Origin of the sequence: Xanthomonas indica (assembly GCF_040529045.1) — a bacterium.
GTDB classification, from domain to species: domain Bacteria; phylum Pseudomonadota; class Gammaproteobacteria; order Xanthomonadales; family Xanthomonadaceae; genus Xanthomonas_A; species Xanthomonas_A indica.
In genome coordinates, this window is record NZ_CP131914.1 from 4,126,619 (window position 1) to 4,143,545 (window position 16,927).

Here is a 16,927-nt window from a genome sequence, read left to right on the forward strand (position 1 = left end):
CCCGTCGCGGCTGAAGCCGCTCCTACAGGGCACTTCAGTGCCCCAAAGCCCCACAAGCAGGGTTGCAGGAGCCCCCATCGCGGCGAGGCTGCCGCGCGCTCAGGCCTGCGCCAGCGCCTGCTGCAGGTCGGCGAGCAGGTCGTCGATGTGCTCGATGCCCACCGACAGCCGCACCGTGTCCTCGCTGACGCCGCTGCGCTGCAATTCCTCGGGCGAGAGCTGGCGATGGGTGGTGGATGCCGGATGCGTGGCCAGCGACTTGGCGTCGCCGATGTTGACCAGGCGGGTGAACAATTGCAGCGCGTCGAGGAAGCGTGCGCCAGCGGCGCGGCCGCCGCGCAGGCCGAAGGTCAGCACGCCGGAACCATGGCCGCGCAGGTACTTCTGCGCCAGCGCGTGTTCGGGATGGTCCGGCAGGCCGGCGTAGTTCACCCACTCCACCTTCGCTTCGCCCTGCAGGTGCCGCGCCAGCGCCAGGGTGTTCTGGTTGATCCGGTCCATGCGCAGCGGCAGCGTCTCGATGCCCTGCAGGATCTGGAACGCGTTGAAGGGCGACAGCGCCGCGCCGGTGTTGCGCAGCGGCACCACCCGCGCACGGCCGATGTAGGCGGCCTCGCCCAGCGCTTCGGTGTAGACCACGCCGTGGTAGCTCACGTCCGGCTCGTTGAGGCGGCGGAAGCGCTGCGCGTGCGCCGCCCACGGGAAGCGCCCGGAATCGACGATCGCCCCGCCCAGGCTGGTGCCATGGCCGCCCAGGTACTTGGTCAGCGAATGCACCACGATGTCGGCGCCGAAGTCGAATGGCCGCAGCAGGTATGGCGTGGGCACGGTGTTGTCGACGATCAGCGGCACGCCGTGGGCGTGGGCGATGGCGGCCACCGCTTCCAGGTCGGTGACGTTGCCGCGCGGATTGCCGATCGACTCGACGAAGATGGCCTTGGTGCGTTCGTCGATCAGCCCGGCGAATGCGCCGGGATCGCGGTAGTCGGCGAAGCGGGTCTGGATGCCGGACAGGGGCAGCGTATGCGCGAACAGGTTGTAGGTGCCGCCGTACAGCGCGCTGGAGGAGACGATGTTGTCGCCGGCCTCGGCGATGGTCTGGATGGCATAGGTCACCGCCGCCTGCCCGGAAGCCACCGCCAGCGCGCCGATGCCGCCTTCCAGTGCGGCGATGCGCTGCTCCAGCACGTCGGTGGTGGGGTTCATGATGCGGCTGTAGATGTTGCCCTGCACCTTCAGGTCGAACAGGTCGGCACCGTGCTGGGTGTCGTCGAAGGCGTAGGCCACGGTCTGGTAGATCGGCACCGCCACCGCGCGGGTGGTCGGATCGGGACGGTAGCCACCGTGCACGGCGATGGTTTCCAGCTTCCAGTTCGGGTCGGACATGGGCGGCTCTCGGCAACGGGAGCGCAGACGATAGCGCCGCGCGCGGCGGCGAATGCAAACCTGCGGTTATGAGGCCATGCCGCGGGGTTGTCAGCGCTTCGGCGGCACCGTGGCGGCATGCCGGCCTCAGTCGTCGCCGAGCGCGCCCTCGGCGAGCAGCCAGGCACGCAATGCCGCAGCGTCGACATAGCGCTCGGCACGCAGGCCCAGGCCACGCGCGGCCTCGACATGGGCCGCCGTGTCATCGACGAACAGCACCTCGTCGGCGGCCATCCCCAGCTGCGCCAGCGCATGCGTAAAGATCGCCGGTTCCGGCTTGATCGCGCCGACCTCGCTGGAGTTCACCACCGCATCGAACGCATCGGCGATGCCGAGCGCCTGCAGATCGCGCGACAGGCGCGAGGTGGCATTGCTCAGCAGCACCACCGGCAGGCGCTGGCGCACCTCGCGCAGCAGTGCCAGTACCGGCGCATTGAGGCGGGCCGCCGTCGGCGCGGACCATGCGGCGACCAGCGCAGTGGCGTCCGCAGCCGGGGCCAGCGCGGCGATGCGCGTGGCGACCTCGGCCAACCAGTGCGCGTCGCTGGTGGCGCCACGGATCGCCGGCTCCAACAACGCCGGCGCGAACGCCACCGCACGCAGGCTGCCCGGCGGCACGCCGTGCGCGCGTTCCAGCGCCGCGTCGTCGTCGGGCCACAGCCGCAGCACGCCATCCATGTCGATCAACAGTGCGCGTGCCGCAGGCGCGGCAGCGCGCGCCTGCACGACGAGCCCCATCAGGCCTTCTCGAACACCAGCTTGCCGCCCTCGGCCTCGACCTTGATGGTGTCGCCGCTGACGAACTGGCCGGACAGGATCTGCTGCGCCAGCGGATTCTCCAGTTGCGCCTGGATCGCGCGCTTCAGCGGGCGCGCACCGTACACCGGGTCGAAGCCGACATTGCCGAGCAGTTCCAGCGCGCGGTCGCTCAATTCGATCTTCAGGCCGCGCTCGGCCAGGCGCTTTTCCAGGCCGTGCAACTGGATGCGCGCGATCGACTTGATCTGCGCCTTGTCCAGCGGGTGGAACACCACGATGTCGTCCAGGCGGTTGATGAACTCCGGGCGGAAATGCGCCTGCACCACGCCCATCACCGCCGCCTTCATCTGCGTATAGGCCTCGGCGCTGCCATCGCCGCTCAGCTCCTGGATCTGGTGCGAGCCCAGGTTGGAGGTCATCACGATGACGGTGTTGCGGAAGTCCACGGTGCGGCCCTGGCCGTCGGTGAGGCGGCCGTCGTCGAGCACCTGCAGCAGGATGTTGAACACGTCGCTGTGCGCCTTCTCGACCTCGTCGAGCAGGATCAGCGAGTACGGCCGGCGCCGCACCGCCTCGGTGAGGTAGCCGCCTTCTTCATAACCCACGTAGCCCGGAGGCGCACCGATCAGCCGCGCCACCGAGTGCTTCTCCATGAACTCGCTCATGTCGATGCGGATCATCGCGTCGCTGCTGTCGAACAGGAACTCGGCCAGCGCCTTGCACAGCTCGGTCTTGCCGACACCGGTGGGGCCGAGGAACAGGAACGAGCCGCTGGGCCGGTGCGGATCGGACAGGCCGGCGCGCGAGCGGCGCACCGCATCGGACACCACCTTGATCGCTTCTTCCTGGCCGACCACGCGCTGGTGCAGTTCGTCCTCCATGCGCAGCAGCTTGTCGCGCTCGCCCTCGAGCATCTTGTTGACCGGGATGCCGGTCCAGCGCGACACCACCTCGGCGATTTCCTCGGCGGTGACGCGGTCCTGCACCAGCTTGAAGTCGTGCTGTTCGGCTTCGTTGGCCGCGGCCAGCTGCTTCTCCAGGTTCGGCAGCAGGCCGTACTGGATCTCGCTCATCTTGGCGTAGTCCTGGCGCCGCTGCGCCGCCTCCAGCTCGACCCGCGCCTGCTCGATCTGCTCCTTGATCTTGGTCGCGCCCTGCAGCGCTGCCTTCTCCGAACGCCACACCTCGTCCAGGTCGGAGAACTCGCGCTCGAGCTTGTCGATGTCGCTCTCCAGGTCGGCCAGGCGCTGCCGCGAGGCCTCGTCCTTCTCCTTCTTCAGCATCTCGCGCTGGATCTTGAGCTGGATCAGGCGCCGTTCCAGGCGATCCAGTTCCTCCGGCTTGGAGTCGATCTCCATGCGGATGCGGCTGGCGGCCTCGTCCATCAGGTCGATGGCCTTGTCCGGCAGTTGGCGGTCGGTGATGTAGCGGTTGGACAGCGTGGCCGCGGCAACGATCGCCGGGTCGGTGATCTCCACGCCGTGGTGCACCGCGTAGCGCTCCTTGAGCCCGCGCAGGATGGCGATGGTGTCCTCCACGCTCGGCTCGCCGACGAACACCTTCTGGAAACGCCGCTCCAGCGCCGCGTCCTTCTCGATGTACTTGCGGTACTCGTCCAGGGTGGTGGCGCCGATGCAGTGCAACTCGCCGCGCGCCAGCGCCGGCTTGAGCATATTGCCCGCATCCATGGCGCCATCGGCCTTGCCGGCGCCGACCATGGTGTGCAGTTCGTCGATGAACAGGATGATCTGGCCTTCGTTCTTGGCCAGGTCGTTGAGCACGCCCTTGAGCCGCTCCTCGAACTCGCCGCGGAACTTGGCGCCGGCGATCAGCGCGCCCATGTCCAGCGACAGCACGCGCTTGCCGCGCAGGCCTTCCGGCACCTCGCCGTTGACGATGCGCTGGGCCAGGCCTTCGACGATGGCGGTCTTGCCGACGCCGGGCTCGCCGATCAGCACCGGGTTGTTCTTGGTGCGCCGCTGCAGCACCTGCACGGTGCGGCGGATTTCCTCGTCGCGGCCGATCACCGGATCGAGCTTGCCGCTCTCGGCGCGCGCGGTGAGGTCGATGGTGTACTTCTCCAGCGCCTGGCGCTGTTCCTCGGCGTTCTCCGACTGCACGGTCTCGCCGCCGCGCAACTTGTCGATGGCGGCCTCGAGCTTCTTCCTGTCGGCGCCGGCCGCGCGCAGCGCCAGGCCCAGTGGGCCGCTGTCGTCGACGGCGGCCAGCACGAACCACTCGCTGGCGATGAACTGATCGTTGTGCTGCTGCGCCAGCTTGTCGGTCTGGTTGAGCAGGCGGCTGAGATCGTTGCCCATCGACACGTTGCCGGGCTGGCCGCTGACCTTGGGCAGCTTGTCCAGCGCTTCGCCGAGCCGCTCGCGCAGCACCGGCACATTGACGCCGGCCTGCGCCAGCAACGGCCGGGTGCTGCCGCCGGCCTGGTCGAGCAGCGCCACGAACACGTGCACCGGTTCGATGATGGTGTGATCGCGGCCCACGGCCAGCGATTGCGCGTCGGCCAGGGCCTGCTGGAAGCGCGAGGTGAGCTTGTCCATCCGCATCGGGAAGTCCTCTGAAGGAAAGGGCCGGCCGCGCCGGCATGCCAGCAAAATGCGGCTGTCCGCCCCTGTTTCAAGACCACCGGCGGCGTCCGTATACGCTACGCAGGAGCACCGCGACGCGGTGTGCCGTTGGCCGCACTTTGGCACCCGCCAGTCACACGCCGCTACCGCAAGGGCGCTACCCTCGGCGCTTCGTTCCCACGCGCAGGCCCCGCCATGCACTACGAGCTCTACTACTGGACCGGCATCCAGGGCCGCGGCGAGTTCGTGCGGCTGGCGCTGGAAGATGCCGGCGCCGGCTATCGCGATGTCGCCCGCGAGCAGGGCGACGCGGCGATGCAGCCCTTCCTCGACGGCGCCCATGCCGGCGCGCGGCCGTTCGCGCCGCCGTTCCTCAAGGCCGGCCGCTTGGTGATCGCGCAGGTCGCCAACATCCTGCACTACCTCGGCCCGCCGCTGGGCCTGGTGCCGGACAGCGAATCGCGGCGGCTGCAGGCGCTGCAGCTGCAATTGACCATCGCCGACCTGGTCGCCGAGGTCCACGACAGCCACCACCCCATCGCCAGCGGGCTGTACTACGAAGACCAGAAGGCCGAGGCGCTGCGCCGCGCCGAGGACCTGCGCAAGCAACGGCTGCCGAAGTTCCTGGGCTATTTCGAGCAGGTCCTGGACCAGGGCGGCGGCCGCCACGTGCTGCGCGAGCACTCCTACGTGGACCTGTCGCTGTTCCAGCTGATGAGTGGACTGGACTGCGCCTTCCCGCAGGCGATGAAAAAACTGTCGCCGAAGCTGCCACGGCTGCGCGCGCTGCAGCAGCGCGTGTGCGAGCGCCCGGCGATCGCCGCCTACCTGGCGTCGCCACGGCGCCTGCCGTTCAACGAGAACGGCATCTTCCGGCATTACCCGGAGCTGGATGGGTGAGCGGGGCGAGGGCCTTGTCATTTACCGGAAGACCGCTGTCCCGGCGGGCTGGCAGATGACGAACAAAAGCGGTGCACCGAAGCATCGCGACTGTAGGAGCGGCTTCAGCCGCGATGGGCATTACCGGTAACGCCTGTCGCGGCTGAAGCCGCTCCTACAAGAACAAAAAGCCCGCAGGCGCGGCCACGTGACGCGGCACGCGCCTCGCGTCCGGCTCAGGTCCGCGTCAGCGCCTCGCGCACCGCACGCAATTGCGCCTTCACCGCGGCGGCCTGGGTCGGGCCCATGCGCAGCAGCGCCTTCTGCCCGATCGACAGCGACTCCAGCGCCGGATCCACGAAACGGTACTTGCCGCGCACCGGGTCGACCTCCACCGCCAGTGGCCCCGCCGGCGTCGGGGTCTGCAGCAGGTGGTCGATCACCTGCACCAAGCGGTCGTTGAAGTAGCCCTGCGGATAGCCCAGTTCCACATAGGCCTGCTGGAACAGCGGGTAGAAGCGCCGGTAGGCCGCCACCGCCGTGCCCGGATCGGCCCGGGTGAACGCCTCCACGTAGGGCGCGTAACGCTGCGCATTGGCGTCGGCAATGACGCTGGCGCCGCTGGCATCGGTGCTCACCTGCAGCTCGCCCGGCACCGGCTTGAGCGCCAGCGCTCGCGCGGTGACGCGGCGCTGGGTCAGGTTGTCGACCATGGTCACCAGGCGCTGGATCAGGTGGTCGCGCACCAGCAGCGCCAGCGGCGCGTCGCCGCCGGCCAGCGTGCTCAGCGCCGCCCAGACCGCGTCGTCGCTGGCGGCCAGCGCCGGAATCGCCGCGTCGGCGGCTTCCGCGGCATCGATGGGGTGCTGGATCGGCGGCGGCGCTGCCGCCGCGGCCGGCGCGTCGGGTGTGGCAGGCGGCGCCACGGTGGAGGGCGGCGCGACCGCGGCAGGCGCCGGCGCGGCGGCGGGCCACAGCGCCGCGATGTTGTCGCGGAACAACCACGCCGCGGCGGCGGCCACCAACACGGCGACCAGGATCCACGGCCAGAACGAATGACGCGGCTGCATGGGATGCACATCTCCATCGGACAATGGAGGTGTGACCGCAGTGATGTGTGCCGGTTCCAGCAAGGGACGGCTGGCGTTCAGTCTCGACGCACCTCACCGGAAGAGCGCCGACTACTGCACATCGCGCCATGAGCGTCGCGGGCCTGCGACACCTGTTTCACGCCGCAGGCCGCAGGCGGGCGCGGCGGCGCGGGAATGTCAGCAGACCCTGGCGGTGGTGCCAGCGGAACGGCACCACGGCCGCCGCGCTATCGAGCGGCGGCCGCACGACCTCACGCCGGACGGCACGCGCACCGCAGCGCCGCTCACTCCACCAGCACCGCGCGCGGCTTCTGCAGCGACAGCAGGCCGAGCAAGGCGGCCAGCACCAGGTAGCCGCCGACGAACTGCCAGGCGATCAGCTTCGGCACGCCGCTCAGCGTCCACGGCAGGTACAGGCCGCCGCGCGGATCCACCGAGTGAATCAGTCCGAACAAGGTCAGCCCAGCCGCCACCAGCAGGAATGCCGCGGCGCGACGCAGGCGGCCGTCGACCATCGCCGCCACCGTGGCGATCCACAGCATCGAGGTGATGATGAAGCCGTTGCCCAGGGTCAGGATCACCGCCAGCTCCGGCAGGCCGTGACCGTCCAGGGTGGTGGTGAGCTTGGCCAGCTGGTCCGGGGCGATCCAGCCCGGCGCCTTGATCGCCAGCAGGTAGGCCACCGACGGCAGGAAGCCCAGCACCATCGCCCCGGCGTGGCGCTTGGGCGTGGCCTGGAAGGCCTGGGTGGTGATGTCGATGGCGACGTAGACGATGATCGGCGCCAGCACCGCCATCGGCAGCCACTGCACCAGGCCGGCGACCAGCCCGAACATGCCACCCAGGCCGATGAACAGACCGGTCAGCAGGGTGTAGCCGCTGCGCGCGCCCATGTGCTTGTAGGCCGGCTGGCCGATGTAGGGCGTGGTCTGGGCGACGCCGCCGCAGACGCCGGCGATGAGGGTCGCGCCGGCCTCGACCAGCAGGATGTCGCGGGTGCGGTAGTCGTCGCCGGCGGCGCGCGCGCTTTCGCTGACGTTGATGCCGCCCACCACCATCAGCAGGCCGAACGGCAGCAGCAGCGGCAGCAGCGGCACGGTGTCGGGCAGGCCGGCGACGAAGCCCAGGCTCGGCCACGGCAGCACCAGTTGCGGCGCGATCCACTGCGGCGCCTGGTGACCGGGAATGCCGATTCCCGCCGCATTGGCCCAGTAGTACAGGCCGGTACCCAATGCCAGCGCCACTGGCACCCCGGGCAGGCGCCACGGCAGCCGCCCCTTGGCGATCAGCACGTACAGCAGCAGGCCCAGCACCACCAGCCCGACCAGCGGCGTGCGCAGCGTCTCCAGCAGCGGCAGGAAGCCCATCAGCACGATGGCGATGCCGGCGATGGAGCCGAGCAGCGCGGCGCGGGGCAAGGCGCGGGTCACCGCGTCGCCGAAGAACGACAGCACTGTCTTCAGCGCGCCCATCACCACCAGCGACGCCATGCCCAGGTGCCAGGTGGCCAGCGCCGCGGCCTGCGGGTCCAGGCCCTGCTGCTTGTAGCGCACGAACGCCGGGCCGAGCACCAGCAGCGCCATGCCGATGCTGGTCGGCGCGTCCAGGCCCAGCGGCATCGCGGTGACGTCGCTGCGCCCGCTGCGCGCGGCCAGCCGCCGCGCCATCCATGTGTACAGCAGGTTGCCGACCAGCACGCCGAAGGCGGTGCCGGGAATCATCCGGGTGTAGATGACCTCGGCGGGGAACTGGAAGAGGCCGACCAGCGCCAGGGTGATGAAGCCGAGGATCGACAGGTTGTCGACCACCAGGCCGAAGAAGCCGTTGAGGTCGCCGGCGACGAACCAGCGCAGGCGCGGTGAAACGGGAGCGGGACTGGACATGCGGGCAGTGGCGGCGTGAGGAGTCGAGGGATGGTAAGGGGAAGCGGCACCGGCGGATCGGTGCACGCGCAGGATGCCGTTTTCCGGCGACGGCGCGCCGCGACAATTACAGCGGCAGATGCAGGAACTGGTTGAACGCGCTCGGCAGGTAGTCGCCGAATGCCGGCCCGTTGCGGAAGCCGCGCCGGCGGTACAACGCCAGCGCCGGCTCGAACGCCGCGCCGCTGCCGGTCTCCAGGCTCAGCCGTTGCAGGCCTTCGGCGCGGGCGAGCGCGATCAGGTGGTCGAGCAGGGCCGCGGCCGCGCCCTGGCGGAGAAACGAAGGATGCGTGCGCATCGACTTCAGTTCGCCACCGCCATCGTCCAGCGTCCGCAACGCGCCGACCGCAACCAGCGTCTCGTCGCGCAACACGCTCCACACCCGCACCTGCGGCTGCCGCAGACCCGACAGGTCCAGCGCATACACGCTGCCCGGCGGCGACTGCGCATGCATCCGCTGCACGTGGTACTCCAGCAACCCGCGCACCGCCGGATCGTCGAGATCACCGGGCCGGATCACGAACGACCCCACCGTCACCGCAGCACCCCGCCCTTGCGAATCCCCGCTTTCCACAGCCGAACGGCTGGTCATCCCCACTCCCGAATCCCCGCAGTCAAAACGACACGTCCACCGCCTGACGCGCCCACAGCACCGACTGGTGCCCGGTGGCCTGCTTCCACGCCAGCCGGATCGCCTCGATGTCGGCGCGGCGCTGCGGGGTGTCCTCGTGCAGGATCACCAGCACCTTGGTGTTGAGCCGGTTCGGTTCCTTGGCGCCGCGGAACAGCCACTGGCCATAGGCGTCGAACACGGTCAGGCCATCGGGAAAGCGCGGCGTGACCTCCTTGTCCAGGAACGCGCGCCAGCGCGCCTCGCTGATCGGCTCGGCCTGCGGGCGGTCGGCCGGGCCGCTCTCCTCGCCCACGCCGAAGTACAGCTCGCTGCGCACCCAGCCGCTGGCCTGCGCCGGCCGCGCCGCATCGCCCTGCATGGTCGCGCTGACCTTGCTCGACGCGGTCGACGCGGTCGGCGTGGACGGCGCGACGCTGGCGCATGCGCTCAGGGCCAGGAGGACGGCGATCAACGGGGCACGCAGCAGCATCGGCAGGGTCTCGGTGGGAACGGAAAGGGAACGGGCGATCGTAGGCCAGGCGCGGTCCGGACCCGGATAACCGGCGGGCATGAGCTCATGCCCGACAGCACCGACCACGCGGCTCGCACATCGCCTTAACGTCGGGCTAATATATCGCTTCATCCGGATGGATGCAGCAACCTTTGCCGACCCCAGTCGCCGCCACGGCCGGCGCGGCCGGTCTTGATGGTCATCGTTTCAGGAGAGAACCCCCATGTCGTCCCCGTTCGTCAGGCCGTTGAGCCTGGCCATCGCCCTGGCCCTGGCGGCCCCCGCCCTCGCCCAGGACGCCGCCCCCGCCACCGCGACCAATCTGGACACGGTGATCGTCACCGGCACCCGCGCCAGCGGCCGCACCGTGCTCGAATCCACCGCCCCGGTGGACGTGCTCAGCGCCGAGGACATCCGCAAGGCCGGCGTGGTCAACGGCGAACTCGGCAGCGCGCTGCAGGCGCTGCTGCCCTCCTTCAACTTCCCGCGCCAGTCCAACTCCGGCGGCGCCGACCACGTGCGCGCCGCGCAGTTGCGCGGGCTCTCGCCCGATCAGGTGCTGGTGCTGGTGAACGGCAAGCGCCGCCACACCTCGGCGCTGGTCAACACCGACAGCAAGATCGGCAAGGGCACCACGCCGGTGGACTTCAACGCCATCCCGATCAGCGCGATCAAGCGCATCGAGGTGCTGCGCGACGGCGCCGGCGCGCAGTACGGCTCGGACGCGGTGGCCGGGGTGATCAACGTGATCCTGGACGACGACCCGGACAGCGGCGCGCTGGAAGCCAGCTATGGCGCCAACCATACCGACGTCAAGCCGATCCACCGCACCCTCACCGACGGCCAGACCGGCTATGCCAGCGGCAAGGTCGGCACGCGCCTGGGCGAGGACGGCGGCTTCTTCAAGGTCGGCCTGGAGCTGAAGAATCACGAGGCCACCAACCGCGCCGGCTTCGACCAGATCCCCTCGTTCGAGGAGCAGACCCCGGCCAACCTGGCGCTGGTCGGCAAACGCAACTACGCGCTCGGCGACGGCGCCAGCAAGGATCTCAACGCCTGGCTCAACGGCAAGCTGCCGTTCGGCCAGGGCAGCGAGGTCTATGCCTTCGGCACCTACAACCAGCGCGACACGCAGGGCGACAACTACTTCCGCTACCCCGACGGCGCCGCCAACTGGACCCAGGTGTATCCGCAGGGCTACCGCCCGGTGTCGCTGGGCGAGAACCGCGACCTGCAGGCGGTGCTCGGCGCGCGCGGCCAGTGGGGCGAATGGGCCTACGACGCCAGCCTCGATTACGGCCGCAACGACTTCACCTACCGGCTCAAGCACTCGCTCAACGCCTCGCTGGGCCCGGGCAGCCCGACCCGCTTCAAGACCGGCGACTATGCCTTCGAACAGGGCGTGGCCAACCTCGACCTGAGCCGCAGCTTCGACGCCGCCGGCGCCACCCACACCCTGGGCACCGGCGTGGAACTGCGCCGCGAGCACTACCGGACCCGTCCGGGCGACCCGGCCAGCTACGCCGCCGGCCCCTACACCGACCGCCCCACCGGCGCCCAGGCCGGCGGCGGCCTGACCCCGCAGGACGCGGCCGACCTGTCGCGCAACGTCGCCAGCGTCTACGCCAGCGTGTCCAGCCAGTTCGGCGACAAGCTCTCCACCGACCTGGCCGCGCGCTACGAGCACTACCAGGACTTTGGCGGCGAACTGACCGGCAAGCTGGCCGCGCGCTACGAGTTCGTCCCGGCGTTCGCCCTGCGCGGCGCGATCTCCAACAACTTCCGCGCGCCGTCGCTGAGCCAGATCGGCTACGAAGCCAGCTCCACCGGCTACAACGCCAACGGCCAGTTGCTGCAGGGCCGCCTGCTCTCGGTCGACAACCCGATCGCGCAGGCGCTGGGCGCCCGCACGCTGCAGCCGGAAAAGTCGCGCAACTACAGCCTGGGCTTCACCAGCCGCGTCGGCAGCCATTTCGACCTGTCGCTGGACCTGTTCCAGATCGACATCGACAAGCGCATCGCGCTGTCGGAAAGCATCGACGGCGACGCCCTGACCGACTTCGTCGCGCAGCGCTTCGGCATCACCGGCCTGCAGAGCGCCAGCTTCTTCGTCAACGCCGCCGACACCCGCACCCGCGGCGCCGAACTGGTCAGCAACTGGCGGCAGGCACTGGGCGATGGCCAACTGCAGTTGACCGGCACCTGGAGCTACGCCAAGACCGAGCTGGAGAACGTGGTGGCCACGCCGGCGCAGCTGCTGGCACTGAATCCGGACTACGTGCTGTTCGGCGTGGAAGAGCGCAACACCCTGACCGAAGCGACCCCACGCACCCGCGCGCAGCTGGCGGCGAACTGGAGCGATGCGCGCTGGTCGCTGCAGACCCGCGTCACCCGCTACGGCAGCGCCACCCGCGTGTTCGACTTCGGCGGCGGCTTCGCCCCGGAACAGACCTACAGCGCCAAGTGGCAACTCGACGCCGAGGTCGAATACCACCTCACCCCGCAGTGGAGCGTGGCGGTGGGCGGACAGAACCTCACCGACACCTACGCCGACCGCTCCAAGCCGGACATCGCCTACTTCGGCAACCTGCCCTACGACGTGCTCTCGCCGATCGGCAGCAACGGCGCTTACTACTACGGCCGGGTGCGGTACACCTTCTGACGAAGGTGTGGGGAATGGGGAGACGGGAATCGGGAATGGGTAAAAGCAACAGCAGCGCGCGCAGGCACCGCTTTTGCTCCTCCCATTCCCGTTTCCCCATTCCCGTTTCCCGGCCCCCGACCAATCCACCTGGCGCTAACGCTGTCTCGTTCATCATGAAAAGATGGCAGACGCGCTCCCCCTCCGACCGCCGCCGCCGCGCCTGGACGATGCCTGCGCATTGTTCCTGGACGTGGACGGCACTCTCATCGCCTTTGCCGAACGCCCCGACCAGGTGCAGTTGCTGCCTGAGGTCCGTGAGGCGATCGGCCGCCTGCACCAGCGCCTCGGCGGCGCGGTGGCGTTGGTCAGCGGACGTCCGCTGACGCAACTGGACGCCCTGTTCGCGCCGCTGCGGCTGCCTGCCGCCGGCCTGCACGGCCACGAGTTGCGCAGCGACGCCGACGCGCAGGCGGCGATGCCCGCCGATACCTCGCAGTTTCTGCATGCGCTCCATGCGCGCGCCGCGCACCTGCGCCAGGCGCATCCGGGCGTGCTGGTCGAAGACAAGGGCGCCAGCATGGCGCTGCACTGGCGCGCGGCGCCGAGCGCGGCCGAGGCGGTGCTTGGGTTCGCCCACGCCCAGATCGCCGACCTGCCCGGCTACCGCCTGCAGCCCGGCGACCACGTGGTCGAGTTCGTGCCCGAAGGCAGCGACAAGGGCGTGGCGCTGACCACGCTGCTGCAGCAGCCGCCGTTCCGCGGCCGCCGCCCGGTGTTCGTCGGCGACGATCTCACCGACGAGTTCGGCTTCGCCGCGGCCAACCAGGCCGGCGGCTGGAGCGTGCTGGTCGGCGCCCGCGCCGACAGCGTCGCCACCTATGCGCTGCCCGATCCACGCGGCGTACACGCCTGGCTGCGCGATAACGCCGGATGAGGGCGCCGCCGCGCCCGCCCGCCTGCGTCCCGTGGCCGCTTCCCCCACTGCTTCCGCACAAGGATCCGTCCGTTCCATGAGTTCCCCCAATCTCGACCTCGGCGTCATCGGCAACGGCAGCTTCGGCGCCCTGATCGACAAACGGGCCAGCGTGGTGTGGAGCTGCCTGCCGGCCTTCGACGGCGACCCGGCGTTCTGCGCCCTGCTCTCCCCGCGCGCGCATCCCGGCGGCGATTTCAGCATCGAGCTGGAAGACTTCGTCGACAGCGACCAGCACTACCTGGCCAATACCGCGATCCTGCGCACGGTGCTGCGCGATGCCCACGGCGGCGCGGTGGAAGTGATCGACTTCGCGCCGCGCTGGCGCAACCACGGCCGCTTCTACCGCCCGGTCAGCATCATCCGCCAGGTGCGGCCGCTGGCCGGCAACCCCCGCATCCGCGCACGCGCACGGCCGCTGGCCGACTGGGGTGCGCGCCAGCCGGAGAGCACCTGGGGCAGCAACCACGTGCGCTGGCTGCTGCCGGACTTCACCCTGCGGCTGACCACCGACGTGCCGGTGCGCTTCATCCGCGACGAGTTGCCGTTCGTGCTCGCCCACCCGGTCAACCTGATGCTGGGCGTGGACGAATCGCTGACCCGCTCGCTGACCGGCTACATCCAGGAGGCGCAGGAGCGCACCGAGGAATACTGGCGCGAGTGGGTGCGCTACCTGTCGGTGCCGCTGGACTGGCAGGACGCGGTGATCCGCAGCGCCATCACCCTGAAGCTGTGCCAGTACGAGGACAGCGGCGCGATCATCGCGGCGATGACCACCTCCATTCCGGAAGCGCCGGACACCCCGCGCAACTGGGACTACCGCTACTGCTGGCTGCGCGACGCCGCCTTCGTGGTGCGTGCGCTGAACCGGCTCGGCGCCACCCGCACCATGGAGCAGTTCCTCGGCTACATCTTCAACATCGCCACCACCGACGGCAGCCTGCAGCCGCTGTACGGCATCGGCTTCGAGGCGGCGCTGGAGGAACACGAGGTCGAGTCGCTGGCCGGCTACCGCGGCATGGGCCCGGTGCGGCGCGGCAACCTGGCCTGGATCCAGAAGCAGCACGACGTGTACGGCAGCGTGGTGCTGGCCTCCACCCAGCTGTTCTTCGACCTGCGCCTGAAGGACCCCGGCGACACCCACACCTTCCTGCGCCTGGAGCCGCTGGGCGAGCGCGCCTTCGCGCTGCACGACGTGCCCGACGCCGGCCTGTGGGAGTTCCGCGGCCGTGCCGAGGTGCACACCTACACCAGCGCGATGTGCTGGGCCGCCTGCGACCGCCTGGCCAAGATCGCCGCGCGCCTGGGCCTGGACGAGCGCGTGGCGCACTGGCGCGAGCGCGCCGACCGCATCCACGCGCGCGTGCTGGCCGAGGCCTGGAGCGCGGAGCTGGGGCACTTCACCGACACCTTCAACGGCCACCGGCTGGACGCCTCGCTGCTGTTGCTGGCCGACATCGGCTTCATCGCCCCGGACGATCCGCGCTTCATCGCCACGGTCGAGGCGATCGGCCGCGACCTCAAGCATGGCGATGCGCTGTACCGCTACGTGGCGCCGGACGACTTCGGCGAACCGGAGACGAGTTTCACCATCTGCACGTTCTGGTACATCGACGCGCTGGCCGCGATCGGCCGCAAGGAGGAAGCGCGCGAGCTGTTCGAGCGCATCCTCGCCCGGCGCAATCACCTGGGCCTGCTGTCGGAGGATCTGGCCTTCGACAACGGCGAAGCCTGGGGCAATTTTCCGCAGACCTATTCGCATGTCGGCCTGATCATCGCCGCCATGCGTTTGTCGCGCAGTTGGCAGGAGGCATCATGAGCAGACTGGTCGTGGTATCCAACCGTGTCGCACTGCCCGGCGAGAACCGCGCCGGCGGCCTGGCGGTGGGCTTGCTGGCGGCGCTGAAGGAACGCGGCGGTGTCTGGTTCGGCTGGAGCGGCAAGACCGTGCGCGGCGACAGCGGCGCCATGCACGAGCAGACCCAGGGCGACATCCGCTTCGTCACCATGGACCTCAATCGCGCGGACCTGGACGCGTACTACAACGGCTTCGCCAATCGCACGCTGTGGCCGCTGCTGCACTTCCGCCTGGACCTGGTGGACTACGACCGCGCCACCCGCGAGGGCTACCGCCGGGTCAACGCCATGTTCGCCGACAAGCTCGCGCCGATGCTGCGCGAGGACGATACGGTGTGGATCCACGACTATCACCTGATCCCGCTGGCCTCGCTGCTGCGCGAGCGCGGCATCGGCTGTCGCATCGGCTTCTTCCTGCACGTACCGTTCCCCTCGGCCGACCTGATCCAGGCGCTGCCGGACCACGCGCGGCTGTTCTCCGGCTTCTACGCCTACGACCTGATCGGCTTCCAGACCCGCCGCGACGTCGACCGTTTCCAGGCCTACGTGCGCCTGTTCGGCGGCGGCAAGGTGATCAAGGACGGCGTGCTGGAAGCGCCGGGCGGCCGCCGTTTCCGCGCAGCCATGTTCCCGATCGGCATCGACACCGAACTGATCGCGCAGCAGGCGCGCGCGGCGATGTCCAAGCCGGCGGTGCGCGACCTGCGCAGCAGCCTGCGCGATCGCCAGTTGGCGATCGGCGTGGACCGGCTGGACTACTCCAAGGGCCTGCCGGAACGCTTCCTCGGCTTCGAGCGCTACCTGGAGCGGCATGCGGACCAGCGCGGCAGCCTCACCTACCTGCAGATCGCGCCGGTCTCGCGCGGCGACGTCACCGAGTACAAGCAACTGCGCAACCAGCTCGAGCAGATCGCCGGCCACATCAACGGCGGCCATGCCGAGCCGGACTGGACGCCACTGCGCTACGTCAACCGCAACTTCACCCACGCCACCCTGACCGGCTTCTACCGCGCCGCGCAGGTCGGCCTGGTGACGCCGCTGCGCGACGGCATGAACCTGGTGGCCAAGGAATACGTGGCCGCGCAGGACCCGGAGAATCCCGGCGTGCTGGTGCTGTCGCTGCTGGCCGGCGCCGCCGACGAACTGAAGGAAGCGCTGCTGGTCAATCCGCACGACCTGGACGGCGTCGCCGACGCCATCGCCACCGGCGCGTCGCTGCCCAAGGCCAAGCGCATCGAACGCTGGCAGGCGATGATGGATCACCTGCGCAAGCACGACATCAACGCCTGGCGCCAGCGCTATCTGCAGGCGCTGGAAAGCCTGCGCTAGCGGCGGCACGCGCTTCGCACGACGTCGCGCGCCCCGCGCCTGCGCGCGCCGCGATCTGCCTCACCACGTCCCCATGCGGCGTCCGCCACGGCGCCGCATGACGCAGTGTTCCGCGTGCCGTCACGGCCCGACGACCTGCACCGCCTAAAATAGCCTGCACGCGCCGCGCCGATTCCGCTGCTTTCCCAGAACGCGGCAGCGCGGTCGCTGACTTGCGATGCGCGCCGCGGTTGCGGCCCTGCCCTCGCCTCTCCCCCCACGATCCGCCTGCACCGCCGCCATTCGCGCCACGCGCCAGGGATCCTCGTCGGATGTTTCGCTCATGACTGCTGCTTCCTC

12 protein-coding genes are annotated in these 16,927 nt (G+C 69.8%); 5 read left to right on the plus strand and 7 right to left on the minus strand.

The features are described 5' to 3' along the window. Positions 1-99 precede the first annotated feature (99 nt). The 3 genes from Q7W82_RS17805 to clpB all read right to left on the minus strand — a co-directional run bounded on the left by Q7W82_RS17805 (position 100) and on the right by clpB (position 4,748). Entirely contained in the window at positions 100-1,386 is a 1,287-nt protein-coding gene (locus Q7W82_RS17805; protein WP_017917425.1) for an O-acetylhomoserine aminocarboxypropyltransferase/cysteine synthase family protein, read from the minus strand. A gap of 126 nt (positions 1,387-1,512) precedes the next feature. Next, positions 1,513-2,163, minus strand: a complete 651-nt coding sequence (locus Q7W82_RS17810) for an HAD-IA family hydrolase (protein WP_242161040.1) — start codon at positions 2,161-2,163, stop codon at positions 1,513-1,515. Then, positions 2,163-4,748, minus strand: coding sequence for an ATP-dependent chaperone ClpB (gene clpB, locus Q7W82_RS17815; RefSeq protein ID WP_242161039.1), 2,586 nt, complete (start codon positions 4,746-4,748; stop codon positions 2,163-2,165). The genes Q7W82_RS17810 and clpB overlap by 1 nt, the downstream gene beginning before the upstream one ends. 216 nt (positions 4,749-4,964) lie before the next feature. Here clpB and Q7W82_RS17820 point away from each other — a divergent pair, with 216 nt between their 5' ends. After that, entirely contained in the window at positions 4,965-5,669 is a 705-nt protein-coding gene (locus Q7W82_RS17820; RefSeq protein ID WP_242161038.1) for a glutathione S-transferase, read from the plus strand. 215 nt (positions 5,670-5,884) lie between these two features. Here the strand turns inward: Q7W82_RS17820 and Q7W82_RS17825 are convergent, their stop codons facing one another. The 4 genes from Q7W82_RS17825 to Q7W82_RS17840 form a co-directional block, all read right to left on the minus strand. Next, complete coding sequence (locus Q7W82_RS17825; RefSeq protein WP_242161037.1) at positions 5,885-6,718, minus strand: DUF3014 domain-containing protein; 834 nt, start codon at positions 6,716-6,718, stop codon at positions 5,885-5,887. A gap of 305 nt (positions 6,719-7,023) precedes the next feature. After that, positions 7,024-8,622 (minus strand): hypothetical protein, encoded by a 1,599-nt coding sequence (locus tag Q7W82_RS17830; RefSeq protein ID WP_242161036.1) that lies wholly within the window; start codon positions 8,620-8,622, stop codon positions 7,024-7,026. A 106-nt stretch (positions 8,623-8,728) separates the two neighbouring features. Then, a complete protein-coding gene (locus Q7W82_RS17835; RefSeq protein ID WP_242161035.1) occupies positions 8,729-9,181 on the minus strand; it encodes a GNAT family N-acetyltransferase in 453 nt (150 codons plus the stop codon). 94 nt (positions 9,182-9,275) lie between these two features. Beyond that, positions 9,276-9,764 (minus strand): DUF3574 domain-containing protein, encoded by a 489-nt coding sequence (locus Q7W82_RS17840; RefSeq protein WP_242161065.1) that lies wholly within the window; start codon positions 9,762-9,764, stop codon positions 9,276-9,278. A 244-nt stretch (positions 9,765-10,008) separates the two neighbouring features. Between Q7W82_RS17840 and Q7W82_RS17845 the strand changes: the two genes are divergently transcribed. The 4 genes from Q7W82_RS17845 to otsA all read left to right on the plus strand — a co-directional run bounded on the left by Q7W82_RS17845 (position 10,009) and on the right by otsA (position 16,588). Beyond that, positions 10,009-12,447 carry a TonB-dependent receptor gene (locus Q7W82_RS17845; RefSeq protein WP_242161034.1) on the plus strand — a complete coding sequence of 813 codons (2,439 nt, stop codon included), beginning with the start codon at positions 10,009-10,011 and terminating at the stop codon, positions 12,445-12,447. Positions 12,448-12,610: 163 nt separating this feature from the next. Then, positions 12,611-13,363 (plus strand): trehalose-phosphatase, encoded by a 753-nt coding sequence (gene otsB, locus Q7W82_RS17850; protein WP_242161033.1) that lies wholly within the window; start codon positions 12,611-12,613, stop codon positions 13,361-13,363. 76 nt (positions 13,364-13,439) lie between these two features. Further along, positions 13,440-15,221, plus strand: coding sequence for a glycoside hydrolase family 15 protein (locus Q7W82_RS17855; RefSeq protein ID WP_242161032.1), 1,782 nt, complete (start codon positions 13,440-13,442; stop codon positions 15,219-15,221). Continuing rightward, on the plus strand, positions 15,218-16,588 hold the full coding sequence (otsA, locus tag Q7W82_RS17860) for an alpha,alpha-trehalose-phosphate synthase (UDP-forming) (RefSeq protein ID WP_160948496.1): 1,371 nt from the start codon (positions 15,218-15,220) through the stop codon (positions 16,586-16,588). The genes Q7W82_RS17855 and otsA overlap by 4 nt, the downstream gene beginning before the upstream one ends. The last annotated feature ends 339 nt before the right edge of the window (positions 16,589-16,927 follow it).

What these genes read in the sequence shown, in the direction of transcription:
- Q7W82_RS17805 (WP_017917425.1), bottom strand. Translation starts at nt 1,386, where the DNA reads ATGTCCGACCCGAACTGGAAGCTGGAAACCATCGCCGTGCACGGTGGC.
- Q7W82_RS17855 (WP_242161032.1), top strand. Translation starts at nt 13,440, where the DNA reads ATGAGTTCCCCCAATCTCGACCTCGGCGTCATCGGCAACGGCAGCTTC.
- Q7W82_RS17825 (WP_242161037.1), bottom strand. Translation starts at nt 6,718, where the DNA reads ATGCAGCCGCGTCATTCGTTCTGGCCGTGGATCCTGGTCGCCGTGTTG.
- otsA (WP_160948496.1), top strand. Translation starts at nt 15,218, where the DNA reads ATGAGCAGACTGGTCGTGGTATCCAACCGTGTCGCACTGCCCGGCGAG.
- Q7W82_RS17820 (WP_242161038.1), top strand. Translation starts at nt 4,965, where the DNA reads ATGCACTACGAGCTCTACTACTGGACCGGCATCCAGGGCCGCGGCGAG.
- Q7W82_RS17810 (WP_242161040.1), bottom strand. Translation starts at nt 2,163, where the DNA reads ATGGGGCTCGTCGTGCAGGCGCGCGCTGCCGCGCCTGCGGCACGCGCA.
- clpB (WP_242161039.1), bottom strand. Translation starts at nt 4,748, where the DNA reads ATGCGGATGGACAAGCTCACCTCGCGCTTCCAGCAGGCCCTGGCCGAC.
- Q7W82_RS17830 (WP_242161036.1), bottom strand. Translation starts at nt 8,622, where the DNA reads ATGTCCAGTCCCGCTCCCGTTTCACCGCGCCTGCGCTGGTTCGTCGCC.
- Q7W82_RS17845 (WP_242161034.1), top strand. Translation starts at nt 10,009, where the DNA reads ATGTCGTCCCCGTTCGTCAGGCCGTTGAGCCTGGCCATCGCCCTGGCC.
- otsB (WP_242161033.1), top strand. Translation starts at nt 12,611, where the DNA reads ATGGCAGACGCGCTCCCCCTCCGACCGCCGCCGCCGCGCCTGGACGAT.
- Q7W82_RS17840 (WP_242161065.1), bottom strand. Translation starts at nt 9,764, where the DNA reads ATGCTGCTGCGTGCCCCGTTGATCGCCGTCCTCCTGGCCCTGAGCGCA.